This window comes from Serratia plymuthica NBRC 102599 (assembly GCF_001590925.1).
Lineage (GTDB): Bacteria > Pseudomonadota > Gammaproteobacteria > Enterobacterales > Enterobacteriaceae > Serratia > Serratia plymuthica.
This window is the reverse complement of the sequence record NZ_BCTU01000011.1, coordinates 239,039-264,068: the sequence shown is the minus strand read 5'-3', so window position 1 is coordinate 264,068 and position 25,030 is coordinate 239,039. Positions and strand designations below refer to the sequence as shown.

General features: G+C 54.5%; 26 protein-coding genes, 1 pseudogene and 1 other annotated feature. Of the genes and pseudogenes, 21 read left to right on the top strand and 6 right to left on the bottom strand.

Annotation, left to right across the window (positions count from 1 at the left end; translation table 11 throughout):
- Window positions 1-159 precede the first annotated feature (159 nt).
- The 3 genes from clpB to rluD all read right to left on the bottom strand — a co-directional run bounded on the left by clpB (window position 160) and on the right by rluD (window position 4,572).
- On the bottom strand, window positions 160-2,733 hold the full coding sequence (gene clpB / locus SPL01S_RS08500) for an ATP-dependent chaperone ClpB (RefSeq protein WP_062869690.1): 2,574 nt from the start codon (window positions 2,731-2,733) through the stop codon (window positions 160-162).
- A gap of 130 nt (window positions 2,734-2,863) precedes the next feature.
- Window positions 2,864-3,595, bottom strand: coding sequence for a purine nucleoside phosphorylase YfiH (gene yfiH, locus SPL01S_RS08495; RefSeq protein ID WP_062869689.1), 732 nt, complete (start codon window positions 3,593-3,595; stop codon window positions 2,864-2,866).
- Window positions 3,595-4,572 carry a 23S rRNA pseudouridine(1911/1915/1917) synthase RluD gene (rluD, locus tag SPL01S_RS08490; RefSeq protein ID WP_004950391.1) on the bottom strand — a complete coding sequence of 326 codons (978 nt, stop codon included), beginning with the start codon at window positions 4,570-4,572 and terminating at the stop codon, window positions 3,595-3,597. Before rluD ends, yfiH begins: the two co-directional genes overlap by 1 nt.
- 131 nt (window positions 4,573-4,703) lie before the next feature.
- On the opposite strand from rluD, the gene bamD reads away from it, so the two are divergent.
- The 4 genes from bamD (at window position 4,704) to pheA (ending at window position 7,538) form a co-directional block, all read left to right on the top strand.
- Window positions 4,704-5,435 carry an outer membrane protein assembly factor BamD gene (gene bamD / locus SPL01S_RS08485; RefSeq protein WP_006323718.1) on the top strand — a complete coding sequence of 244 codons (732 nt, stop codon included), beginning with the start codon at window positions 4,704-4,706 and terminating at the stop codon, window positions 5,433-5,435.
- Between the two features lie 313 nt (window positions 5,436-5,748).
- A complete protein-coding gene (raiA, locus tag SPL01S_RS08480) occupies window positions 5,749-6,090 on the top strand; it encodes a ribosome-associated translation inhibitor RaiA (RefSeq protein WP_004950387.1) in 342 nt (113 codons plus the stop codon).
- Window positions 6,091-6,213: 123 nt separating this feature from the next.
- Window positions 6,214-6,339 (top strand) — a sequence feature (Phe leader region).
- Window positions 6,215-6,262, top strand: a complete 48-nt coding sequence (locus SPL01S_RS25570) for a hypothetical protein (RefSeq protein WP_193378397.1) — start codon at window positions 6,215-6,217, stop codon at window positions 6,260-6,262. It overlaps the preceding feature by 48 nt.
- A 41-nt stretch (window positions 6,340-6,380) precedes the next feature.
- Window positions 6,381-7,538, top strand: coding sequence for a bifunctional chorismate mutase/prephenate dehydratase (gene pheA / locus SPL01S_RS08475; protein WP_063198818.1), 1,158 nt, complete (start codon window positions 6,381-6,383; stop codon window positions 7,536-7,538).
- Window positions 7,539-7,578: 40 nt separating this feature from the next.
- Here the strand turns inward: pheA and tyrA are convergent, their stop codons facing one another.
- A complete protein-coding gene (gene tyrA, locus SPL01S_RS08470; RefSeq protein ID WP_062869688.1) occupies window positions 7,579-8,700 on the bottom strand; it encodes a bifunctional chorismate mutase/prephenate dehydrogenase in 1,122 nt (373 codons plus the stop codon).
- Between the two features lie 6 nt (window positions 8,701-8,706).
- The gene (locus tag SPL01S_RS08465) at window positions 8,707-9,780 is read right to left on the bottom strand and encodes a 3-deoxy-7-phosphoheptulonate synthase (RefSeq protein ID WP_006323715.1); all 1,074 of its coding nucleotides are present in this window, start codon (window positions 9,778-9,780) and stop codon (window positions 8,707-8,709) included.
- Between the two features lie 565 nt (window positions 9,781-10,345).
- On the opposite strand from SPL01S_RS08465, the gene SPL01S_RS08460 reads away from it, so the two are divergent.
- Window positions 10,346-11,110: a DUF481 domain-containing protein gene (locus SPL01S_RS08460; protein WP_062869687.1), complete on the top strand. Its 765-nt coding sequence runs from the start codon at window positions 10,346-10,348 to the stop codon at window positions 11,108-11,110.
- A 45-nt stretch (window positions 11,111-11,155) separates the two neighbouring features.
- Here SPL01S_RS08460 and SPL01S_RS08455 read toward each other — a convergent pair whose 3' ends face one another.
- The gene (locus SPL01S_RS08455) at window positions 11,156-12,052 is read right to left on the bottom strand and encodes a phage repressor protein CI (RefSeq protein WP_063198815.1); all 897 of its coding nucleotides are present in this window, start codon (window positions 12,050-12,052) and stop codon (window positions 11,156-11,158) included.
- A gap of 229 nt (window positions 12,053-12,281) precedes the next feature.
- On the opposite strand from SPL01S_RS08455, the gene repB reads away from it, so the two are divergent.
- From repB to SPL01S_RS08375, 16 genes and pseudogenes are all read left to right on the top strand, one after another.
- Complete coding sequence (gene repB / locus SPL01S_RS08450; RefSeq protein WP_006323711.1) at window positions 12,282-12,590, top strand: phage replication protein B; 309 nt, start codon at window positions 12,282-12,284, stop codon at window positions 12,588-12,590.
- Window positions 12,591-12,665: 75 nt separating this feature from the next.
- A complete protein-coding gene (locus SPL01S_RS08445; RefSeq protein ID WP_062869685.1) occupies window positions 12,666-12,887 on the top strand; it encodes a TraR/DksA C4-type zinc finger protein in 222 nt (73 codons plus the stop codon).
- Window positions 12,888-13,226: 339 nt separating this feature from the next.
- Window positions 13,227-13,412, top strand: a complete 186-nt coding sequence (locus SPL01S_RS08440; RefSeq protein WP_063198812.1) for a hypothetical protein — start codon at window positions 13,227-13,229, stop codon at window positions 13,410-13,412.
- Between the two features lie 206 nt (window positions 13,413-13,618).
- Window positions 13,619-13,822, top strand: a complete 204-nt coding sequence (locus SPL01S_RS08435) for a tail protein X (RefSeq protein ID WP_037430256.1) — start codon at window positions 13,619-13,621, stop codon at window positions 13,820-13,822.
- Between the two features lie 3 nt (window positions 13,823-13,825).
- Window positions 13,826-14,044, top strand: coding sequence for an HP1 family phage holin (locus SPL01S_RS08430; protein ID WP_062869684.1), 219 nt, complete (start codon window positions 13,826-13,828; stop codon window positions 14,042-14,044).
- The gene (locus SPL01S_RS08425; RefSeq protein ID WP_063198810.1) at window positions 14,028-14,540 is read left to right on the top strand and encodes a lysozyme; all 513 of its coding nucleotides are present in this window, start codon (window positions 14,028-14,030) and stop codon (window positions 14,538-14,540) included. The genes SPL01S_RS08430 and SPL01S_RS08425 overlap by 17 nt, the downstream gene beginning before the upstream one ends.
- A gap of 69 nt (window positions 14,541-14,609) precedes the next feature.
- Window positions 14,610-15,074: a phage tail protein gene (locus SPL01S_RS08420; RefSeq protein ID WP_063198807.1), complete on the top strand. Its 465-nt coding sequence runs from the start codon at window positions 14,610-14,612 to the stop codon at window positions 15,072-15,074.
- Window positions 15,075-15,162: 88 nt separating this feature from the next.
- Window positions 15,163-15,798 (top strand): phage baseplate assembly protein V, encoded by a 636-nt coding sequence (locus SPL01S_RS08415; RefSeq protein WP_063198805.1) that lies wholly within the window; start codon window positions 15,163-15,165, stop codon window positions 15,796-15,798.
- Window positions 15,795-16,145, top strand: coding sequence for a GPW/gp25 family protein (locus SPL01S_RS08410; protein ID WP_063198802.1), 351 nt, complete (start codon window positions 15,795-15,797; stop codon window positions 16,143-16,145). Before SPL01S_RS08415 ends, SPL01S_RS08410 begins: the two co-directional genes overlap by 4 nt.
- Before the next feature lie 4 nt (window positions 16,146-16,149).
- The gene (locus SPL01S_RS08405) at window positions 16,150-17,058 is read left to right on the top strand and encodes a baseplate assembly protein (RefSeq protein WP_063198800.1); all 909 of its coding nucleotides are present in this window, start codon (window positions 16,150-16,152) and stop codon (window positions 17,056-17,058) included.
- Window positions 17,051-17,572: pseudogene (locus tag SPL01S_RS25785) on the top strand (phage tail protein I); the annotation flags it as partial. The gene SPL01S_RS08405 and the pseudogene SPL01S_RS25785, both read left to right, overlap by 8 nt.
- Before the next feature lie 2,768 nt (window positions 17,573-20,340).
- The gene (locus SPL01S_RS25670; RefSeq protein ID WP_063198795.1) at window positions 20,341-22,320 is read left to right on the top strand and encodes a phage tail protein; all 1,980 of its coding nucleotides are present in this window, start codon (window positions 20,341-20,343) and stop codon (window positions 22,318-22,320) included.
- A gap of 3 nt (window positions 22,321-22,323) precedes the next feature.
- Entirely contained in the window at window positions 22,324-22,836 is a 513-nt protein-coding gene (locus SPL01S_RS08390; RefSeq protein ID WP_063198793.1) for a tail fiber assembly protein, read from the top strand.
- A gap of 141 nt (window positions 22,837-22,977) precedes the next feature.
- Complete coding sequence (locus tag SPL01S_RS08385; protein WP_062869677.1) at window positions 22,978-24,147, top strand: phage tail sheath protein; 1,170 nt, start codon at window positions 22,978-22,980, stop codon at window positions 24,145-24,147.
- A gap of 13 nt (window positions 24,148-24,160) precedes the next feature.
- Complete coding sequence (locus SPL01S_RS08380; RefSeq protein WP_006323695.1) at window positions 24,161-24,670, top strand: phage major tail tube protein; 510 nt, start codon at window positions 24,161-24,163, stop codon at window positions 24,668-24,670.
- A gap of 63 nt (window positions 24,671-24,733) precedes the next feature.
- Window positions 24,734-25,021 carry a phage tail assembly protein gene (locus tag SPL01S_RS08375; RefSeq protein WP_012005306.1) on the top strand — a complete coding sequence of 96 codons (288 nt, stop codon included), beginning with the start codon at window positions 24,734-24,736 and terminating at the stop codon, window positions 25,019-25,021.
- Window positions 25,022-25,030 lie beyond the last annotated feature (9 nt).

Genomic DNA, 25,030 nt, shown 5'->3' with positions numbered 1-25,030 from the left:
TCAAACATTAACCAATAATGGCTTTTTAGGATATTTATTAGCCTAAAAAGTGGGGTTTTAGGGTTATGGAGGATGCAAATCTCACAAGCCCGGCAAAAAGTAGATAACAAAAAGGGAGCGGTATCCCGCTCCCCATTCTGTTATTACGCTAAATAGCCGTTATTGCCTGGCCACGATATGCTCGTTTTCCACATCCAGCGTCACCAGTTTACCTGGGATCAGCTTGCCGGAAAGAATTTGCTGCGCCAACGGATTCTCGATTTCCTGCTGGATAGCGCGTTTCAACGGACGCGCGCCATAAACAGGGTCGTAGCCGGTTTGGCCCAACAGTGCCAATGCCGGTTCGGTCATGGTGACTTCGTAACCACGCTCCTCAAGACGTTTGTACAGACGCGCCAACTGAATCTTGGCAATCTCGGCAATATGCTTCTGGCCGAGCGGATGGAACACTACCACCTCATCTATACGGTTGATGAATTCCGGACGGAAATGATGAGTAACCATTTCCATAACCGATTCTTTCATCTGCGCATAGTTCATCTGACCAAAGTGTTCCTGTATCAGGTCAGACCCAAGGTTAGAGGTCATGATCACCACGGTATTGCGGAAATCAACGGTACGGCCCTGACCATCGGTCAGACGCCCGTCATCCAATACCTGCAGCAAGATGTTGAACACATCCGGGTGCGCTTTCTCCACTTCATCCAGCAGGATCACCGAATAAGGTCGACGGCGCACGGCCTCGGTCAGATAACCGCCCTCTTCATAACCAACGTAGCCCGGAGGTGCGCCCACCAGCCGCGATACCGAATGTTTCTCCATAAACTCGGACATATCGATACGCACCATCGCATCGTCACTGTCGAACAGGAACGACGCCAACGCTTTGCACAGCTCGGTTTTCCCCACCCCGGTAGGGCCAAGGAACAGGAACGAGCCTATAGGCCGGTTAGGGTCGGACAATCCTGCACGGCTGCGACGGATTGCATTGGATACCGCAGTGACCGCCTCATCCTGGCCAATCACCCGGGAATGCAGCTCCTGCTCCAGACGCAGCAGTTTGTCACGCTCGCCCTCCAACATTCTGGCTACCGGAATACCGGTGGCTCGCGCCAGCACTTCAGCGATTTCCGCGTCGGTCACCCGGTTGCGCAGTAGCTTCATGGTTTTGCCTTCGGCCTGCGTAGCGGCGGCGAGCTGTTTTTCCAGCTCCGGGATCTTGCCGTATTGCAGTTCCGACATGCGCCCCAGATCGCCGATGCGGCGCGCCTGCTCCAGAGTGATCTTGGCCTGCTCCAGTTCCGCCTTTATATTCTGGGTGCCGGAGAGCGAAGCTTTCTCGGCTTTCCACTCTTCTTCCAATTCTGAATATTCGCGCTCTTTCTGCTCCAGCTCGCTGCTGAGCATTTCCAGGCGTTTCTTACTGGCGTCGTCCGACTCTTTGTTCAGCGCCTGCTGTTCCAGTTTGAGCTGAATAATACGGCGTTCCAACCTGTCGAGCGATTCCGGTTTGGAGTCCATCTGCATACGGATACTTGACGCAGCCTCATCGATCAGATCGATAGCCTTATCCGGCAACTGACGATCGGAGATATAGCGGTGTGACAGCGTGGCCGCAGCAACTATCGCCGGGTCGGTGATCTGCACATGGTGGTGCAGCTCATAACGCTCCTTCAAGCCACGCAGGATAGCAATGGTATCTTCGACGCTCGGCTCAGCCACATAGACTTTCTGGAAACGACGTTCAAGCGCCGCATCCTTCTCTATATACTGACGGTATTCGTTCAACGTGGTCGCGCCAACGCAGTGAAGTTCCCCGCGCGCCAGCGCAGGTTTAAGCATGTTGCCGGCATCCATTGCGCCATCGGCCTTGCCCGCGCCGACCATAGTGTGCAATTCATCGATAAACAGAATGACGCTGCCTTCCTGTTTTGACAGATCGCTCAGTACGCCTTTGAGTCGCTCTTCAAATTCACCGCGGTATTTAGCCCCGGCGATCAACGCCCCCATGTCGAGGGACAACACGCGTTTGTGCTTCAGGCCTTCCGGCACTTCACCATTAATGATGCGCTGCGCCAGACCTTCGACAATCGCGGTTTTACCCACGCCAGGCTCGCCGATCAGCACCGGGTTATTCTTGGTACGACGTTGCAACACCTGAATGGTACGGCGGATCTCTTCGTCACGGCCGATAACCGGGTCAAGCTTGCCCTGTTCGGCGCGCTCGGTCAGATCGATAGTGTATTTCTTCAACGCCTGACGCTGATCTTCAGCACCCTGATCTTCCACGCTGTCACCACCCCGCATTTGCTCAATGGCCTTACTGATTTTATCGGCTGTTGCTCCGGCGGCTTTCAGCAGATCGGTCAAGGTTCCGCGATCTTCAAGCACCGCCAGGACGAACAGTTCGGAAGAAATGAATTTGTCCGCCCGCTTTTGCGCCAGCTTGTCGCACAGGTTCAGAACGCGCACCAGCTCATGGGACGGTTGAACGTCGCCACCGGTGCCTTCAACCTGAGGCAGACGAGACAATGCCTGTTCGATTTCGGTGCGCACGCGCCCGCTATCGATACCGGCTGAAGTTAATAATGGACGAACCGTGCCCCCTTCCTGAGTGAGCAGAGCGCTCATCAGATGTAACGGTTCCATAAACTGGTTGTCGTGCCCAAGGGCTAAGGATTGGGCATCGGCGAGGGCAAGCTGGAATTTGTTGGTAAGACGATCCAGACGCATAACACCTCCAATGTAGGTCAAAATTGCTACTGGAGATTAAATGAGGTCATCCCTCAAATTTTCAAGGTTATTTCGACACTATATTATCAGTACAACGTTATGCGTCAGCGGACCGTCCTAATTCAATAGGTTATATCAGCCAGATTAAACTTGCCATACGTCCGGTTATTCCATCGCGTCGATAGGAGAAAAAATGACTGATTTCGCTAACCGTACAGCGATCACCGCCGTAGATGAGTTTTACACCAGCGCGCTGCAGGCGCTGACGAGCCAGCAGATAGATATCTGCCAGAAACTTATCGCCGTGCGGAGTGAAAGCGGCAGCTGCGACGCTATCCACCGCAATAAATGCGGCGCGGACCTCTGGCCCCACTTCAAACTGCTGCGGACCGATTGCCGGACCAAGCCAGGCGCTGATATGGCCCGGCTCAGCGGTAAATGCCGCCAGAGTCTGTTCCAGCACGCCATTGCAAAGCCCGCGCCAACCGGCGTGGGCAGCGGCGATTTCATCACCGGCATGTGAGCAGAACAACACCGGCAGGCAGTCCGCCGTCATCACTGCGCACACCTGCCCCGGCACATTGCTGTAAACCGCATCCGCGCACAGATCGGTTGGGGTTTGCCCATCCAGCCGCACTACGCGGGTACCGTGAACCTGCTCCAGCCAAAGCGGCATTTGCGGCAGGCTCACGCCTGCCATCAGCCGTTCACGGTTACTCTCCACCGCAGACGCCACATCCCCGACATGGGTGCCGAGGTTGAGCGAATCATATGGCGGCAGGCTAATACCGCCACCACGTGTGGTGCTGCAGGCTTTTACCCCTGCAGGCAACGGCCAATCAGGCAGGATAAGCGAATCCATTACCAATTCATCTGATCTTTGAATTCTTCGGTATCGACCTTCAGCGCGTTAATCAGATCGACCATATCCTGCGGCAACGGCGCATGCCACTCCATCTGGATACCGCTGATTGGGTGATACAAACGCAGCATGGTGGCGTGCAGCGCCTGGCGATCGAAACCGCGCAGCGTAGCAATAAATGCCTCCGAAGCGCCTTTCGGCGGACGTGGGCGGCCACCGTACAGCTGATCGCCTACCAGCGGATGATTGATGTGCGACATATGCACGCGGATCTGGTGGGTACGACCGGTTTCCAGACGCAGACGCAAACGGGTATGCGCACGGAAGTGCTCCATAATGCGGTAATGCGTCACCGCCGGTTTGCCCATCGGGTGCACCGCCATATGCGTGCGCTTGGTGGAGTGGCGTGAGATCGGCTCTTCAACGGTACCGCCGGCGGTCATGGTACCAATAGCGACCGCTTCGTATTCACGGGTGATTTCACGTGCCTGCAATGCCTCGACCAGGCGGGTTTGCGCAGGAACGGTTTTCGCCACCACCATCAAGCCTGTAGTGTCTTTGTCCAGACGGTGCACGATGCCGGCACGCGGCACGTCAGCAATTTCCGGGTAGTAATGCAGCAACGCATTGAGCACAGTGCCGTCCGGGTTACCGGCGCCAGGGTGCACAACCAGATCGCGAGGCTTGTTGATCACTAAAATATCACTGTCTTCGTAGACGATATTCAGTGCGATATCCTGCGGTTCCCAACGGGCCTCTTCTTCTATCTGGGCATCGATGGCGACCGTCTCTCCCCCCAGAACTTTCTCTTTCGGTTTGTTCGTCGTTTTGCCATTAACCTGTACCCGATCGTCCAGGATCCATTCTTTTATGCGAGATCGTGAATAATCAGGGAACAATTCGGCCAAAGCCTGATCTAAACGTTGTCCGAGTTGAGATTCGGCCACCGTTGCGGTGAGTTGTACTTGTTGTGCCATATGCAGCTTCTTCGTTAACGTTGGGTTTTCACGGCGATGCCGTTTAATATAATGTGCTATTGTACCTGGTCTTTGTCGGGAGCTTAACGGACAGTCTCCCGGAATAACACCCTGAGGATAATCAAAACGTCATGACGCGTATGAAATATCTGGTGGCGGCAGCCACGTTGAGCCTGGCGCTGGCAGGTTGCTCCACATCCAAGGATGCGGTTCCCGACAACCCACCTTCGGAAATCTATGCTACTGCCCAGCAAAAATTGCAGGACGGTAACTTTAAGGGCGCGATTACGCAACTCGAAGCGTTAGATAACCGCTATCCTTTCGGGCCGTACTCCCAGCAGGTTCAGTTGGACCTGATTTATGCCTATTATAAATCTGCCGATTTACCGCTGGCTCAGGCGTCTATCGATCGTTTCATGCGTTTGAACCCAACGCACCCGAACATTGACTACGTGATGTACATGCGTGGTCTGACCGATATGGCGCTGGATGACAGTGCGTTGCAAGGCTTCTTCGGGGTCGATCGTTCAGACCGCGATCCACAGCATGCTCGCGCTGCTTTTCGCGATTTCAGCCAGCTGATTCAGCAATACCCGACCAGCCAGTATGTAACCGATGCCAACAAGCGTCTGGTGTATCTGAAAGACCGCCTGGCCAAATATGAGCTTTCGGTGGTGGAATACTACACTAAACGCGGTGCTTACGTCGCGGTCGTTAATCGTGCCGATCAGATGTTGCGTGAATATCCGGATACCCAGGCCACGCGCGACGCCTTACCTCTGATGGAAAACGCTTACAAACAGCTGCAATTGAGCGGCCAGGCCGACAAAGTGGCCAAAGTGATTGCCGCCAATCCGTCATAAGCGGATTAGTGATGGCAGAAAAGCAAAACGGCAGCTTCGGCTGCCGTTTTTATTTGCTGCGGATTTGGTCATGATTTGAAAAATACACAAGCAAAAACACGGCATTAGCAAGATTGCACAACCGCTTATCCGTTCAATAATGCGCGTTCTGCCCGCAAGACTCAAGCGTTAGATGACCGATTCAAATGCTGAATCACAGATTGAACTAACTTTGCAAAAAGTGACAAAAAAACGTGATTTTCATCACGCATTTAAGCAAAAAGCGCGGTATGCTGGGGTCATCCAAGACGGAAAGACAGAAGAGGTAAGTTATATGACATTGAACATTACCAGCAAACAAATGGATATCACTCCCGCAATCCGCAGTCACGTCGAAGACCGTCTCACCAAACTGGAAAAATGGCAGGCCCAGCTGATTAACCCGCATATTGTTTTATCCAAAGAACCTAAAGGGTTTGTAGCAGACGCCACCATTACCACCCCTAACGGCCCGCTGGTCGCCAGCGCAAAACATGAAGACATGTATACCGCCGTTAACGATCTGATCGCCAAGCTGGAGCGTCAGTTGAATAAGGTGCAGCACAAAGGCGAAGCACGCCGCGCCGCCGCCAGTGTGAAAGACATCGTTCCGGAAGTTGAGCCGGAACAGGAATAACCGTTTATCGGCTATTTCACTTCAAACGCGCCTGAGGGCGCGTTTTTTGTCTGGGGTTTTTATTGACAGAGATAAAAGCCTGCGGTTACTTTAAAACCTGTCTCACGCCTATTTTGGATAACGCATGGCCCGCAAACCGTTTTTCTTCGCATTCTTTTTTACCTTCCCCTGATTGGGAGGCGTTTCGTCGTGTGATAAAGAATGCGAAGACGAACAGCAAAGCCTCCTGAAACAGGGGGCTTTTTTTATGGCTATTTACGACGTATAAAAATACAAGGCAGAAGCTGATTATGACTGACAACCCATTACTCGTGCTGCGCGAACGCATCAGCGCACTGGACCTCAAACTGCTGGCCCTGCTGGCGGAGCGCCGTGAGCTGGCGGTGGAGGTCGGGAAAACCAAGTTGCATTCCCATCGCCCCATCCGCGATAAAGAACGCGAGCGAGATCTGCTGGATGCGTTAATCGCTGCCGCCAAACCCTACGATCTCGACGGTTTTTACGTGACCCGCCTGTTCCAGCTGATTATCGAAGACTCGGTATTGACCCAGCAAGCGCTGTTGCAGCATCAGCTTAATCAAATCAGCCAACATTCGGCCCGCATTGCCTTCCTCGGGCCGAAAGGATCTTATTCGCACCTGGCCGCGCGCCAATACGCCGCTCGCCACTTCGACCAACTGATTGAGTGTGGTTGCCATAAATTCCAGGACATTTTCACTCAGGTCGACACCGGTCAGGCGGATTACGCCATCCTGCCGATTGAAAATACCAGTTCCGGCTCGATCAACGACGTCTACGATCTGCTGCAACACACCAGCTTGTCGATCGTGGGCGAACTGACCAATCCTATCAATCACTGCGTTCTGGTAGCCGGCGACACCGACCTGAATCAGATCGAAACCGTGTACAGCCACCCGCAGCCGTTCCAACAGTGCAGCCAGTTCATTAACCGCTACCCGCACTGGAAAATCGAGTACTGCGAAAGCACCGCGGCAGCAATGGAAAAAGTCGCCAAGCTAAACTCACCGAAAGCTGCGGCATTGGGCAGCGAGGCTGGCGGCGCGCTGTATGGTCTGCAGGTACTGGAACACAACCTGGCAAACCAGCAGCAGAACATTACCCGCTTCATCGTGTTGGCGCGCAAGGCTATCGAGGTGTCGGAACAAGTACCGGCCAAAACCACGCTGATTATGGCCACCGGCCAGCAGTCAGGCGCGCTGGTTGAAGCGCTGCTGGTGTTACGTGACAACGGCATCATCATGACCAAACTGGAGTCCCGTCCAATTAACGGCAATCCATGGGAAGAGATGTTTTATATCGATGTGCAGGCGAACCTGCGTTCTGAAGCGATGCAAAAAGCCTTGAAGGATCTGACGCCGATTACCCGTTCGCTGAAAGTACTCGGCTGCTATCCCAGCGACAGCGTGGTACCGGTCAATCCGTCCTGAATGAAATAAAAAAGGGTTCGGCTAACCGAACCCTGATAACTTATTGCCGACTGTCGTTCGCCTGCCGCAGCAGCGAACGGCTTTCCACCAGGAAGCGCTGGGCGTAATCGCCAAACCAGTCTTCCACCTTCTGGAAGCTCTGGATAAACGCCTGTTTATCTCCGTGTTCCAGTAGCTTTATCGCCTCGCCAAAACGCTGGTAGTAGCGTTTAATCAGCGCAATGTTCTCTTCCGACGACATGATGATATCCGCATACAACTGCGGATCCTGAGCAAACAGTCGCCCGACCATCGCCAGTTCCAGCCGGTAGATTGGCGAAGACAGCGCCAGCAGTTGTTCCAATTGAACATTCTCTTCCGCCAAATGCAGCCCATAGGCAAAAGTCGCGAAATGGCGTAGCGCCTGGATAAACGCCATATTCTGATCGTGCTCAACTGCGCTGATGCGGTGTAAACGAGCGCCCCACACCTGCAACTGCTCCAGCAACCACTGATAGGCTTCCGGTTGGCGTCCATCGCAATACACCACGACCTGCTTGGCCACGCTGCCTACATCCGGCCCGAACATCGGGTGCAGCCCCAGCACCGGGCCACCATGTGCCGCAAGCATGGCATTCAGCGGACGATTTTTTACCGAAGCCAGATCGACAAGAATACAATCCGCCGGCAACGGCGGCAGCCGCCCAATTACCTGTTCGGTCACGTGGATAGGCACGCTGACGATCACCATGCCGGCATCCGCCAACAATGCGTCGGCCTGCGGCCAATCTTCCTGATCCAACACCTTGACCTGGTAGCCGGACAGCGTCAGCAGACGGTTGAACAACCGCCCCATTTGGCCGTTACCGCCGATAATCACAATCGGGCGCAGCTGCGGACACAGGGTTTTAAAGCCTTTGTCATTCTCGCTGACGTAAGACTCCCGCATCACGCGGCGCAGTACGTCTTCGATCAGATCCGGCGGCACGCCAAGGTTTTCCGCTTCTTTACGGCGCGAGGCCAGCATCGCCGCCTCACGCTCGGGAACGTACACCGGTAAACCGTGGTGGCTTTTAACTTCGCCCACTTCCGCCACCAGTTGCAGGCGTTTCGCCAGCAGCTCCAGCAGCGCTTTATCCACTTCGTCGATTTGATCGCGCAACGCGGTCAGTTCAGCCACCATAACTTACTACTCTCCAGTGCGTGCCGTCAGCGCAGCGCCGAGTTCCTGGTGCATATGGCGCAGCAGCGTCTCTGTACTCTCCCAGTTAATGCAGGCGTCAGTAACAGAAACACCGTAGCGCATATCTGCACGTGGCTGCTCGGAAGACTGGCTGCCTTCGTGCAGGTGACTTTCCAGCATAATGCCGGTAATCGAACGGTTACCCGCTTTGATCTGCTCAACCACGGACTCGGCAACCGCCGGCTGACGGCGATAATCTTTATTCGAGTTGCCATGGCTGCAATCTATCATCAAGGATGGGTGGAGTCCCGCATCCTGCATCTGTTTTTCACAAGCCGCAACGTGCTCGGCGCTGTAGTTTGGCGTTTTGCCGCCGCGCAGGATCACGTGGCCATCCGGATTACCCTGAGTTTGCAACAGGCACACCTGACCCGCCTGATTAATACCGACAAACCGGTGCGGCATTGCCGCTGCGCGCATGGCGTTAATTGCCGTACCCAGGCTGCCATCGGTACCGTTCTTGAAACCTACCGGCATTGACAGCCCTGAAGCCATCTCACGGTGAGTTTGTGATTCTGTAGTACGGGCACCAATCGCTGACCAACTGAACAAATCGCCCAGGTATTGCGGGCTGTTCGGATCCAACGCCTCGGTCGCCAGCGGCAACCCCATCCCGACCAGGTCAAGCAACAGGCGACGCGCGATGTGCAAACCTGCCTCAACGTCAAACGAACCATCCATGTACGGATCGTTAATCAGGCCTTTCCAGCCGACCGTAGTCCGCGGTTTCTCAAAATAGACACGCATAACGATATACAGCTGATCGCTCAATTCAGCCGACAGGGTTTTCAAATGACGGGCGTAATCCAGTGCCGCATCCGGATCGTGGATAGAACAAGGCCCGCACACCACCAGCAGACGGTGATCGCGCCCCTGCAGAATATCGGCGATGGTTTTGCGCGCAGTGGCGATTTCATTTTCATCGCTGGCGCTAAGCGGGAACTGGTTCTTCAGTTCTTCCGGAGTGATCAGAATTTGTTCTGCACTGATATGTACGTTATTGAGCGCGTCTTTTTGCATGATGCTATTCCTGTCGTTTTGCCGTTATGCGTAAGCGTGATGAGAACGTTGAGCGTTTCAGAGCCTTACCCTACCACGAACTGTAAAGTTTTCAATCCGAAATCCGTAAATAAAAAATTACCACCACATGGCGCCATCAAAAATTCAGGATATCGCCAGTAACAAAAAACACTCATTACATTGATTTTAAATAAATAAAAATAAACACAATCAACTTTTCCGGTTCTGATTTACGGCCTATTGTGTTGAACGCCCCAGGCGACAGGTGTAAACATCATTGTACACAAAACATTACAGCGCATGACGGGCAGGAACAGAGCTTCAACGGGGCTATGACAGCCGGTTTTGTTGCCCACTGGCGACAATCTCGGCTAAAAACCCATCAGACCTTAAGGACACTTAGCATGATATGCCAACAGGAGGGGTTAATTAAGTAGAAGAAAAGTGAATAAGTGAGGATGGAAAATTTAAAACTTAAGCTAATCACGGCTATTTTTGTCGCAATGCCGAATCGTTATAATGTGACCGTTATCACCTATAATCACTCTTAACAACTGGATCCAAAATGCTCTCTTTACGCGCTCGTCGCGCTATTCCACTATTCATTAGCTGTTTGACTGCCTTCACCAGCGTTTCAGCCTTTGCCGACAATACGCTTTTCACTGCGATGGACGACCCGGCCACCGCCAAAAAACCGTTTGAAGGTAATGTCCAGGCCGGATACAACGCCCAGTCAGGCAACTCGCAAAGTTCGACCCTGTTGGCCAATACCAGCATGACCTGGTTTAACAGCGATGCTGCCTACAGCCTGTGGGGAGCGGCCAACAACACCACGTCTTCCAACGTGCGCTCATCGGAAAAGTATCAGGCCGGCGGCCGTACCCGTTATAACCTGTCCGATCGCAACTATCTGTTCGGTCAGGCAAGCTGGCTGAGCGATCGTTTTAACGGTTACGATTCTCGCTCCACTGCAACCGGCGGTTACGGTCGTCAATTGCTCAACGGGCCGCTCAGCGATTTACGGGTAGAATTTGGTCCGGGTGTGCGCCACGATGAATATCATGGCGGCGGCCGTTCAACGAAAGCGCTGGCCTACGGCGCAGCCAACTATTCGTACCAGTTGACCGACACCACCAAGTTTTCTGAAGGCGTTTCGGCACTGGCTAACGAAGAAACCACGCTGAACTCCGAAACCGCATTGAGCGTTGCGATCAACGACAAGTTCTCGCTGCGCCTGGCTTATACCGTGACTTACAACAGTAAACCACCGGCGTCTGCGCCGAAAAATACCGACACCACCACCTCGGTGTCGCTGGTTTACGGCCTGTAATCCTTCCAAGCCTCACTCGACCAAGCCCATCATTGATGGGCTTTTTTATGCTTGCGGGCTCAGCGTCAGCCAGACTATGCCCAACGCTTTCAGTGCATCGGGAGAACATTGAAAATCCGTATGACCTCCACTCACCTGCACCTGATTACCCGGCAGACGTGCGATATCATAGACGTCCAGGTTGCCGTCGATGTCGATCAGCCAACGGCCATTGGCAATGTGCGTCACCGACAAATCCACCAGCCAGGATAACCGCCCGCCGTCGATATAGGCCGGTTGCGCTACACCGGCCGGGATCAACGAACTGTCCGCCACCCATTCGCCCGCGTCTTTCAACTGCCCGGCGATCAATCGATATTTAGGCAAGGTTCGCCCTTCTGCAGGCGCGGCTTCAGCCCCTTTGTCGGCCCACATCTCTCCCTGGCCGGTCGCCAGCCACAACAAAGACACGCCGGTATCCAGAGCGCAGGTCACCACGATATCCCCAGGGAAATAGTTACGGCGCACCCAGGTGCTCATCGTGCCCGAAGAAATCCCCAGCAGATCCCCCAGTTCTTTTTGCAGACTGAAGCCATAGGCATCGAGAATACGACGAAGCACGCTCTTCCCACCCGAAGCAAGCACCCGATCATAAAGCGCTTTACCTTGCGCAGGCTGCACTGGCTTGTGGGTGTTTTTTGTTTTTGCAAGTTCGCCGTTCATTAACCAAGCCAAATCTGCACCGGTGGCCAATGCACAGCTGATGATCACATAGCCGGGCACGCTGCCGCGCTGTTGCCAGCTGCTGATGTTATTTGGGGCTATCCCGAGGATTTCGCTCAGCTCCTTTTGCGTACTAACGCCATAAGATGAAAGGATCCTTTCAATCACTGCGCCCACAGAGGCATTATCACTCACAGTCTCTTCACGCATATCATCACCGATTAAAATCAAAATTTGCATTTACAAGTCGCATTTTGCGATCTAAAGTAGCGTCATATCGTTTGAAAAACGATTTTCATGTCACTTTAGTTAAGATGATGCGACATGATTGACGAAAATGCAAACACCGCATCATGCCAATAGCAAGTCTATAGGTATCGGGTTCGATACTCTGTATTGCAGGTGCCCGGGGAGAATCGGACCTTGCTTTTGCAAGTGAAACGTCAATTCGCATGCCAAGGAGGTTGTCATGCTGCTGGCCACTGAAGAGCAACGGGCTATCGGCCTGCGGCGCATTGCAGAAATCCGCCGTACGCTGTTTGCCCGACAGACCAACCAGGCTGAGGAGATCTACAACACGGCGCCGCTGCATTTACGCCACACGTTGTGTTTTCACGCCGGCTTGACCGAAAGTCACTCGTTGCTGCCGTTGTTCCACGAAATGAGCTATTCCCAGCGACAGAAAATTGTTGCTGCGCTCAATGAATTTATTGCGCTGGGCAAGTCGCTGCCGCGCTATATCAGCGAAGAAGACTGCCAGCTAACTCAGAAAAAATAACCGTTGGTCATTCCAGGCGTGCAATCCGCCGGATGCCTCTCGGCCCAAATTCGCCCCTTGTCAGGAGAACATACCTTGGCTGACACCATTGATATGGCGCAAGAGCGCCAAGCGCTGATGCTCGAGAAGCAAATCGCGCACGCCAGACCGGCAATAACACAGACCTCTGCACTGTTTTGCATCGAATGCGAAGCCGCGATCCCGACGGCACGGCGCATCGCCATTCCCGGCGTAAGCCGCTGTGTGGCCTGTCAGGAAATCGCAGAGGCCCAACAACGTCATTTTATTCGGCGCTAAAAGCCATGCTCTCCTTCCTCGTGCCGGTACAGGATCACCCCGCGCCACCCTATATTTGCGGGCGCAGTTCACCGAACGCCACCGGCAGCGGCTGAACCCACTGGCGCCATGGGGGACTCGTTTCGTACGCCAGTTATGGACACGCATTCAGCAACGGCAAGTCCTGCTCAGAAGGCGAGCATTGCCTTCAAGGCCCCTCTCGTACAATTTCTGCTAATCAATGACTGGGCATATTTTTACTGCACAAATGATAAGTCTGACCATTGACGCCTTTAGCGTTTTGCTTAATACTGTATAAATAAACAGTATACTTAATAGAGGGTAAAAACAGTGAATGTCATGGATAAACAACAAGTAACACTGTCCCGAATCCAGTTCATCGCCGATGTTTCACAGGCTGCACAATGCAGCTCCACCGAGTTACTGATCGCCATGTCACTGATCTCGGATCTCGCCGGCCAAGTACTGCCAGACAACGATTATCAAGAAATATTTTACCCGGCCGACAGGCAGGCCCCCCGCTAGGCCATCGCCTGAATACGCCTAAACGCCCCTTTTTCCAACACCCGCAACCAGCGGGTGTTTTCGTTTCTGTCGCGCACATTTTTCGCTTTAGTTGTGCCACCTCATCCACAACGCCATTGCATTGCCGGCTCTTACCACGCGCGGGAAACTGATGAGCATTCGGGGGCCAGCCCCCTCTCACCCACTCACATCGCAGGATGGTAATGATGAAAATTTATGCACAACAGGGCGACACCATTGACGCGATTTGCTGGCGCTATTACGGCCGTACACAACGTCTGGTAGAGCAGGTCTATCTCGCCAATATCGGCTTGGCCAACGTTGGCCCGCTGCTGCCGCACGGTCACCCGATCGAGCTACCGGACCTGCCGGCGGCGGCGCAACGCGAAACCGTCAAACTCTGGGACTAAGCGATGGAAAAATTCACATCAACCTTCGCCTACATAGTGGCAGCCGGCCTGGCCTGGCTCGGACGACACTCCGCACAGGATATCGCCATTCTGGTCGGCGCAGCGGTCGGTGTCGGCACCTTCGCGGTGAATTGGTACTACCGGCGCAAAAGCTATCAGCTGTTGGAGTCATTAAAAAAAAACGGCCTGAAACCCGGAGTCTACGATGAACTCACTCGCTAAACGCTGCAGCGTGGCCGTTATTTTGGCGATCGCCGCCTTACTGCCGCAATTCGATACCCTGCAAACCTCCGAACAAGGATTGCGCCTGATCGCCGATTTTGAAGGCTGTCAGCTCGCCCCTTATCAGTGCAGCGCAGGCGTCTGGACCAGCGGCATCGGCCATACCGCCGGCGTGAAACCGGGTGCCGTCATCAGCGAACGTCAGGCGGCCGCCAATCTGCTCGACGATGTCCGCAACGTCGAACGAGGCATAGCTCGCTGCATCAATGTAGCGATGCCGCAGAAGGTTTATGACGCAGTCAGCGCCTTCGCCTTTAACGTCGGCGTCAATGCCGCCTGCAATTCCACCCTGGCCACCTTTATTAAACGCCGGCAATGGCAGGCAGCCTGCGATCAATTGCCGCGCTGGGTTTATGTCAACGGCGTCAAAAGCAAAGGGCTGGAACGCCGCCGCAACGCCGAACAAGCGTTATGCCTGCAGGGAAGCCGTTCATGACGGCGGCTTCTGGCGTTGCTTTCTTCTATTCATCCCCCCAAGCAGGCCCCGCCTGCCAGGAGACATATCATGTTAAAACCCGAGCAGTTGCGCACAGCGCTGGTCAACGCTCTGCCTGCTCTGCAGGCGTACCCCGACAGGCTACGCCTCAGCCTCGATAACGGCCGCGTGGTTTCTACGCTGGGTCCTTCGCTGTCGTTCGAATACCAATACCAGCTCAACCTGTCGTTGAACGAACCGACAGCCAATTACGATCTGGTGATGGTCACCGTGCTGGCCTGGCTGCGCAGCCACCAACCGGACCTCCTCGCCAATCCCGAAAAACGTAAAAACGGCTTTGCATTCCAGCACGACGTCACCTCCGCCGGTCAGCTCGATCTACAACTACAGCTGACCGAACGCATTCTGGTTGAACAACGCGACGGCGCGCTGCACATCACACCGCTGGCGGAACCGCCTGAGCCGGAGAACGTCATTCGATTCACCCAGGTTTATCTGCACGGTGAGCTGATCAGCCACTTTCAGCAGCCATAAATTTACCAGAGGAGCGGCTTCGGTTGTGCTGGCGTCAGCTAAACGCCGCGGCGTTGTCGCCCTCTTCACCCAACGGCATTCTTGAGAGATGAACACAGACAACTTCGATATTCAGCGCCTGGTGCGCAACCTGATACGCATCGGCACCGTCAGCGAGGTCGATCTCGACCGCGGGCGCTGCCGCGTCGCCACCGGTGGCAACCTCACTGACTGGCTTAATTGGCTGTCCGGCCGCGCCGGCGGTGCCCGTACCTGGTGGGCGCCCAGCATTGGCGAACAGGTGCTGGTGCTGTCGCTGGGCGGCGAACTCGATACCGCTTTCGTGCTGCCCGGCATTTTTTCCGCTGCCAATCCGGCCCCCTCGGCTTCGGCGCAAGCGGCGCACATCACCTTTCCCGACGGCGCGGTGATCGAGTACGAACCGGCTGCGGGATCACTGAAGGCTATCGGCATCAAAAGCGCCACTATTGATGCCACTGAACAGGTGAACGTCACCGCGCCGGCCATCACCTGCCGCGCAACGAGCAAAATTACGCTGGATGCTCCCGAGGTGGAATGCACCCAGTTATTGACCACCGGAACCATCGCCATCCGTCAAGGCGGCTCGATGACCGGCGATCTCAACCACTCCGGCGGCAGCATCAGCTCCAACGGCATTGTAGTCCATACCCACACCCACGGCGGTGTGCAGAACGGCGGAGGCCAAACGGACAAACCAGCATGAACAACGCGAAATATCTCGGCATGAATCGAGGCTCGGGCCGCACGGTCACCGACCTCGAACATATTCGCCAGTCGGTGAGCGACATTCTGATCACCCCGATTGGCTCACGCACCATGCGCCGCAGCTACGGCTCTCTGCTGTCCGAACTGCTGGATCAACCGCAAAACGACGTGCTGCGGCTGCAGATTATGGCCGCCTGTTACAGCGCACTGCTGCAGTGGGAACCACGCATTCAACTGAGCGGCATCACCTTTAGCACCACCATTGACGGAAAAATGGTGGTCGACATCACCGGCAATCGCACGGATACGCCGGATACCTTTTCTCTTTCTGTTTCAGTGAGCTGATACCATGGCAACCATTGACCTGAGCTTATTACCCGCCCCGACGGTGGTGGACTCTCTCGACTACGAATCGCTGCTGGCCGAGCGTAAGGCCACGCTGATTTCCCTCTACCCGGAAGAGCAGCGTGAAGCTATTGCGCGCACGCTGACGCTGGAATCGGAGCCAATCGTCAAACTGCTGCAGGAAAACGCCTACCGCGAGCTGATCCTGCGCCAACGTGTCAACGAAGCCGCACAGTCGGTGATGCTCGGCTACGCCGGCGGCAGTGACCTCGATCAGCTTGGCGCCAACTTCCAGGCTCAACGCCTGGTGGTGCAGCAGCCTGACGATACGGTCATCCCGCCGACCCCTGCGATTATGGAGTCCGATAGCGATTTCCGCGTGCGTATCCAGCAGGCGTTTGAAGGACTGAGCGTCGCCGGCTCCAGCGGTTCCTACGAGTACCACGGCCGCTCAGCCGATGGCCGGGTGGCCGACGTATCCGCTACCAGCCCCAGTCCGGCTAACGTGCTGATCTCAGTACTGTCGCGCGAAGGGAATGGCACCGCCAGCGCCGAGCTGATAGCCATCGTCGATAAAGCCTTGAATGACGAAGATGTACGCCCCGTGGCGGACCGCGTCAGCGTTCGCTCCGCCACCATCGTCAATTACAGTATCGAGGCCACGTTATACCTCTACCCCGGTCCGGAAGCAGAACCGATCCGGCGTGCCGCCGAAGCCAAGCTAAAAAACTACATCAGTGCCCAACACCGCCTGGGACGCGATATCCGTCTGTCGGCAATTTATGCGGCATTGCACGCCGAAGGGGTTCAGCGGGTGGAGCTGAAAAGCCCTCCTGCCGATATCGTCTTGGATAAAACCCAGGCGTCATATTGCTCCGACTATCAACTGACCGTAGGGGGTTCAGATGAATAACCGTCTTTTGCCGGTTGGCTCATCAGCGCTGGAAGTCGCCGCAGCGGCCGCCTGCGCCGAGTTGGCCACAATGCCGGTACCACTGCGCGAGTTGTGGGATCCTGCCACCTGCCCGCTCAACCTGTTGCCCTATTTGGCTTGGGCGTTTTCGGTGGATCATTGGGATGAAGACTGGACGGAAGAAGCCAAGCGCAACGTCGTCTCCTCCGCTTTCTTCGTACACCGCCATAAAGGCACCATCGGCGCTATTCGCCGCGTGGTGGAGCCGCTGGGTTACCTGATTAAACTGCGCGAATGGTGGGAAACCAACGGCGAACCCGGCACTTTCTCGCTGGATATCGGCGTGCTGGAGAGCGGCATTACCGAAGAAATGTACCTGGAAATGGAGCGGATGATCGCCGATGCCAAGCCAGTCAGCCGCCAACTGACCAACCTTGCGCTGAATCTGGAAGCATCCGGCAACATTGAGGTAGCCGGCGGCAATTATGACGCAGAGATCACCACCGTGTATCCAGACTACGTTGAATTTGCGCTGCAGATGCTGGAAGGCCATTACCAGTTTTTACAGCGCAATACCGGCACCACCCTGGATTCGACCAAGCAGCATTTTGTTCTCAATGAAGAACATGTTCTGGCCGACTCACGTCATGAACGAGAACTTTCCCGCATGGCGGGATTGCCCAACGACGCCACCACCGAAGGGCAGTCGTTGCAGATCCTCGGTTATGCCCATGCCTATCTGGCGACCAAACAGCAGAAATACCTGGATCAGGCCATCGCCTGCTTCGACGCCTACGTGACGCATTTTTACGACGGTTCTCCCATCCCGGACAAGCCCCGGCGTTGGGTGGCTAACTGGATTGTCAATGCCAAGGAACCCGTACCGGCTAACTGGCCGGTAGACAGCAAGGATCCGACGCATAGCGGTTTCAAAGGCGTGTCGATGACCTTCAACAAAGGCAAAACCCAGATCCCACAGGGCGCGCCTTACTGGGGAGAATATCTGGATATCGCCACCTTCGCCTTTGACGGCACACTGGCATGGGACGCCATCAATGCGAAGGTGCATGCGACTGACGCCGCCGGCAACGTTGACTGGAGCAGCGAGGGCAAACGCTATGACGTGGCGTGGATCATCAACTGGCAGGGGTATCAGATTAATGCCGACGGCGACATTCTCGCCAAAGACTTGCCCGCAGCTCAGTTCGGCACCGTGCAATTGGACGACGCCACGCTCGACGGCAGCCATAAGCTGAACTTTGCCAATCGCCAGCCGGTCGAACACGGCGGCGTAATGATTGAGCGCAATCAGATCCAGCATAATCGTCCGTTGCACGTCCCGGTACCGCACAACGCCATGGGCAATGCGGCAGACGCCGAGCTGTGGTTCGCTGACGCCTGTTATCTGCTTTACAAAATCACCGGCGAACAACGCTATTTCAAAGCGTGGAAAAGCGTTGAATTCACCGCCATCGAATACACCGACATTGATGCGCAGGATAAATTCTTCCGCCAGAGTCTGCATGCCAATACGCCATTCACCGACGGTATCTCCTATGACTGGTCATACCCTGCCGGCGCGCCCGTCAGCTATGCACGCAATGCCGATGGCATGATCACCCTGCGCAAAGAAGTTGCGTCACAGCAGTCACTGGAACAGCAATCCGTGTGGTTCCGCGTTGGCAAACAGTCAAAAGTTCGCACCACTTTCGGTGGTGTTGATGACCTGAATCAGCCTATTTCCTGCAAACTGCAGTTGTCCATTGCACCGGAAAAAGAGGCTGCGCAGGCCACCGAGTGGGGAATAGGCTTGCCGCAATCCACCCTTGCACAGGTGAAAACTTACGATATCGCACTCAGCAGTCTGGCGGCGCTGACCCGCGAAGACGGCAGCGATTATCTACTGGCCGACCAACGCGCGGTGACCGACTACGGTGGTTGCGTGATCGGCAGTCTGTTTGAAGAACAGGTTTACGATAGCCGCAGCGCAATGGTGATCAACGCCCGCTTCCCCAATGATGATGCCGGCATGGTCATTGGCGCCTGGCTGACTGCCCAAGAGCGCTTCCCTGTCACTCAATTGGTTTACCGCGCCGACGCCGACTTTAACCTGCGCCTGGAAGATGACGACAAATGGCGCTGGTACTGGATGCTGCCCGCCACCGACGGCAAGTGGATGTTGGCAACCTTTTCGCCGGATGCAGCGGTGCTGAGCGGTTACCAACCGGATCATCAAGATGGCGATGTAAAACCCACGCGCCCCAACGTCAGCACCGTTGAACAAATCACCATCCTGCAGGATGGCAACGTGGCGGACGCCAATTTCAGCTATTACGTATTGAACGATATTCCCCCCACCTTTAACGCCGATGACGGTTACACCATCAAGTACCGCATCACGTTGCAAGCGGAAAACCCTTATACCGCCCTGCTGGGGGATTGCACCATGCTGGATCATCGTCAGGACAGCCTGTTCTGTACGCCTGGGGTGATTCCGTTTTCCAATATCTACCAGGCCGACAGCCAACAGTTTGACGGCTGGCACGGCATGCCTTATCCGGGCTACCAGTATCCCTTTATTTTCGTCCATGCCGATGCCGACCCCGACGACGTGATGCTCAACAATATGGTCGAGTTCCTGTGGCAATCGCAACAATGGTATCAGCAGCAGTTCGGCGTATTAGGTCCCGGTGCTTCCGCCTATATCTGGAATCGCTGGGATAACCTGAGCTACGGCAGTGCGGACAGCTGGACCATGTACCACTGGGGCAAGGGTACTGCATGGGCCGGCTATCAGCCACGCGCTTTCTTCGGTGCGGCCCGCGCCTGGTATGAACTGAAACTGGCGGGTAAAACGCCGCCGGACAAACTGGTTGATTATGTCGAAAACTGGCTGAGCTGGCTGATCGGTTTTACCCAGGATTCCGGTGGCATCACGCCGACCGATTTCCCGATGACCGGCGTTCCGCAATCCGACCAACACGACTTCACCGGCCATATGTGCGGCCTGTGGCTGGCCGGCGCAGTCATGGCAAAAATGGCCGGTTGCTCGGTCAGCGACACAGATCACTTTATTGAGCAATGCGTAACAGAGTTACAGAAGAACTATCTGGCCACTGGCGACGTGATGGATGGCGCATGGTCGCCGGCACCGCGTCCCGGTACCGACAATGGGATGTTCTTCGGTTTTTGGTCGGGTGAAATCCTGCGCGGATTGAGCCTGTATGTGATGTACAAGAGCGGCCTTAACTATCTGGTCGACGAACAGAAGAGAGCAACACTATGACAGCAAAATACCGCGCCCTGCTCACCGATCAGGGCAAAGCACTGCTGGCTAACGCCGCAGCAACCGGCCAGAAGCTGGAAATCACTCAAATGGCAGTGGGTGACGGCGGCGGTTCAGCCACCATTCCCAGTGAAAGCCAGACCGAACTGGTGGGCGAAAAACGTCGTGCCGCGCTGAACTCGCTGCAGGTTGATGCCAACAGTAATAATCAGGTGATCGCCGAGCTGGTGATCCCGGAAGACGCTGGCGGCTGGTGGATCCGCGAATTGGGGCTGTACGATAAAAACGGCGTGCTGGTGGCGATCGCCAATACCCCAGATACCTACAAACCACTGTTGGCCGAAGGCGCCGGTCGCACCCAGGTAGTGCGCATGGTGCTGCTGGTCAAAGGTGACGCCAGCGCGATGATTGTGGCGGACAAAACTGCCGTGCTGGTTTCCCGCGACACGCTGGATGCGGCAATCGCCGAGCATGCCCGCTCACGCAATCATCCGGATGCCACTCTGCTGGCCAAAGGCTTTATCCAATTAAGCAATGACAGCAACAGCAACAGCGAATCCCTGGCGGCAACACCAAAGGCGGTGAAGGCGGTGAATGACGCCTCGCTAAAAATCACCGCAAACCTGAAAGATGTGGCGGATAAAGGTGCTGCACGAAGCAATCTGGGTTTAGGCAGCGCAGCCACACGCAACGTGGGAACTGAAGCTGCAAACTTGATGGAAGTTGGCGCGTTCGGTCTCGGTTCAGGATCAATGCATCGTGCCGACGCCTACGGCAATCTTGGTGAAATCTATCGGGTCAATGGCACATCGAAAAACGCACCGGGTTCAGGAACTTATGGGGTAATAAACCTGCCATGCGATGGCGGCCCTTCAAGTGGTTATCTGGCAATCCAAAATAGCGCAGCCGCTTATATCGGCAGCTCCAGCACACCGGAGAAACCACTGTCGTGGTACCGAATTTACACCACTGCCTATAAGCCCACAGCGGCGGATGTCGGTGCTTTAACAGACAATGATGCGGAGAAAAAATATGCACTCCGCACGACAAAAATTAATGGGAAAAACCTCACCGGTGATATATCACTATCAGCTACTGATATTAACTCCTGGAGCAAAACGGAATCTGATACGCGTTACTTAATGGTCGCTGGTGGCACACTACAGGGGATCGTTAAAACCTCATCTGATATTCAATCACTAAATATAGAAAATTTCAGGATTGCATCAGCCAATTACGGCACATTCTGGCGCAATGATGATTCAAATTTTTATTTAATGTTAACAAATAAGGGAGATAAGTTTGGAGGGTATAATAATCTCCGTCCCCTATACGTTAACCTAATGTCAGGAAATGTTAATATGGGGCATGCTTTATGGGTGGAAAAAAACGTTTCCTCTCGAGCCCATATTGCTTTGACTAAGGAAGCAACGCCAGAGGGTAGCGGCTCATTCTCAGCTCAACTTGATACTGCGGCACCGTTTCATCAGCAGAGATTTGACTGGACGGTAAATACTGGCGGGCTTTATGTTCCTATCGTAAAAGGGGTATCTAATCGCAAAGACATCGGCTATCCAACAGCCGTTAGCTTTGGCTATCTTCTCAAACCAGACAACAGCTTTGCCCATCCAGTGATCCATGTTCTTGGCGATAATAATTTCGATTGCATATGGGACTTTGATCCCAACACAGGGTTAATTGCGAGTAAAGCAGGGACCTTTTGTACTCAACAAGATGCACAGAATCGAGCTAACACCGCACAAAACAACGCCCAAAACTGGGCTTATCAAAATCTTGTCAACCGAGTGCAACGCGGGGCGCAAAGTAGCTTAAATATGGATGGGAATCTTGTGGAGGCACCCGGAGGCTGTTTCCTCACTGGAGGGAACGGTAACGAAGGAAATCAGGTCGGCGTTGCTTTATATCGTCCAATACAAATTATGCGAAATGGCATTTGGGCCACGATTGAGGGATAAATAATGAAATTAGTCAATCTTCAACGCTATGTACCTGAGGATTTATTCTTGGGTGAAGGCATTCAGTATTTTATAGATGAAAGTGGGAATGATTGGTTTAAATCACTGCCTGAATTCAATAAAAAATACACCCTTGCAATTGAAAATGAAACAGGAATAATTCGCAGCATCAGTGAAGAGGCCGATCGTATTTACCCATTAAATTTAAGTGTCATTGATATCGATGAATTACCTTCCGGATGTAATATTCTCGGTGACTGGATTTACACTGAAGAAGGCATCAAGCGAAGAGAGTATTCTCTACATGAGATGGTTATTCAAGCACAGCAAAGAAAAAGCGACTTACTCATGACAGCAAATAATAGAATTTCACCATTACAAGATGCCGTAGATTTAGACATCGTGACAGAGGAGGAAAAAAGGTCGTTAATCACATGGAAAACCTATCGCGTTCTGCTTAGCCGGCTAGATCCTGGCACCGCCCCCGATATTGATTGGCCGCAGCCGCCGCAGTAACACACTCAACGCCCCGCTCGGGGCGTTTTTTTTATCTTTATTTTTCCTGCTGTTGTACCAGATCCCATACATACCCAATGACGTGCGCCGCCGCACCGTGACGGGCATCCTGTTACTACCAACCACAAACGGAGTAATACTATGGGTGATTATCACCACGGCGTGCGTGTCCTCGAAATCAACGAAGGCACCCGCGTAATTTCCACCGTCTCAACGGCAATTGTCGGCATGGTTTGTACCGCAGAAGATGCCGATGCAACCTTGTTTCCCCTCAACACCCCGGTGCTGATCACTGACGTTCTGGCCGCCAGCGGCCAGGCCGGGAAGAAAGGCACTCTGTCACGCTCGCTGCTGGCGATTGCCGAGCAGGCCAAACCGGTTACCGTCGTAGTGCGCGTGGCGGAAGGCAAAGACGAAGCCGAAACCACCTCCAATATCATTGGCGGTGCCGATGAGAACGGTAAGTATACCGGCATGAAAGCCTTGCTGGCTGCACAGGCCGAACTGGGTGTGAAGCCGCGTATCCTGGGTGTACCAGGCCACGACAACCTGGAAGTGGCTACTGCATTGGCCGGCATCTGCCAACAACTCCGTGCTTTCGGTTATATCAGCGCCTACGGCTGCAAAACCGTTTCCGATGCCATCAAGTACCGCGCAGGCTTCAGCCAGCGTGAATTGATGTTGATCTGGCCGGATTTTGTCAATTGGAACACCACCACCAGCAGTAGCGACATTGCCTTCGCCACTGCACGTGCGCTGGGTCTGCGTGCCAAAATCGACCAGGAAACCGGCTGGCACAAAACCCTGTCCAACGTCGGTGTGAACGGCGTGAGCGGCATTTCGTCCAGCGTGTTCTGGGATCTGCAAACCGTGGGTACCGACGCCGATTTGCTGAACCAGGGCTGCGTCACCACCTTGATCCGCAAAGAGGGTTTCAAATTCTGGGGCTCACGCACCTGCTCCGACGATCCGTTATTCCAGTTCGAAAACTACACCCGCACCGCGCAGGTATTGGCTGACACCCTGGCTGAAGCGCACCTGTGGGCGATTGACCGCCCGGTTACGCCTACGCTGATCCGCGACATGATCGACGGCATCAAAGCCAAGTTCCGCGAGCTGAAATCTGCAGGATTAATCATCGACGGCGACTGCTGGTATGACGAAAACGCCAACGATAAGGACACCCTGAAGGCAGGCAAACTGTTTATCGATTACGACTATACCCCGGTTCCACCGCTGGAAGATTTGACCCTGCGCCAGCGCATTACCGACCGTTACCTGGCGAACTTCGCCGCGTCCGTGAACAGCTAAGGAGACCTGAATCATGGCACTGCCAAAAAAATTGAAATACCTGAACCTGTTTAACGACGGCTTCAACTACATGGGCGTGGTCTCAGCCATGACCCTGCCGAAACTGACCCGCAAGCTGGAAAAATTCCGCGGCGGCGGCATGAGCGGTGCGGCGTCCGTGGACTTCGGTCTGGACGACGATGCGCTGGTTGTTGAGTGGACCATGGGCGGCATCGATGAGCTGGTGCTGAAACAGTGGGGCCGCGTAGATGCAGTGCCGCTGCGCTTTACCGGCTCTTTCCAGCGTGATGACACCGGCGAAGTTTCGGCACTCGAAGTGGTGATGCGCGGCCGTCACAAGGAAATCGACAGCGGCGACTTCAAGCAAGGCGAAGACACCGAAACCAAGGTCTCTACAGACTGTACCTACTTCAAGCTGAGCATCGACGGCAAAGAGCTGATCGAGATCGATACCGTCAACATGATCGAGAAAGTCGACGGCGTGGATCTGCTGGCGGCTCACCGTCGTGCCATTGGCCTGTAATCCATAACTTTAATGGCCAGCCGTGCGCTGGCCTTCTTTACCTGACTGATAATTGGAAATCCCATGGAACTGAATGCATCCCCAGAAAATACCGTTGTACTGGAAACCCCGATCAAGCGTGGCGATAGCGAAATCCGCGAAGTTCAAGTCACCAAACCCAATGCCGGCAGCCTGCGTGGCATCGGTTTGGCGGCCCTGGCCAACGCAGACGTTGACGCCCTGATCACCATCCTGCCGCGCGTCACCTATCCGAATCTGACCAAGGAAGAGTGTGCGCGCCTGGAACTGCCGGACCTGATTGCACTGGCCGGCCAGGTGATCGGTTTTTTGTCGCCGAAATCGGCCGAATAAACATCGACC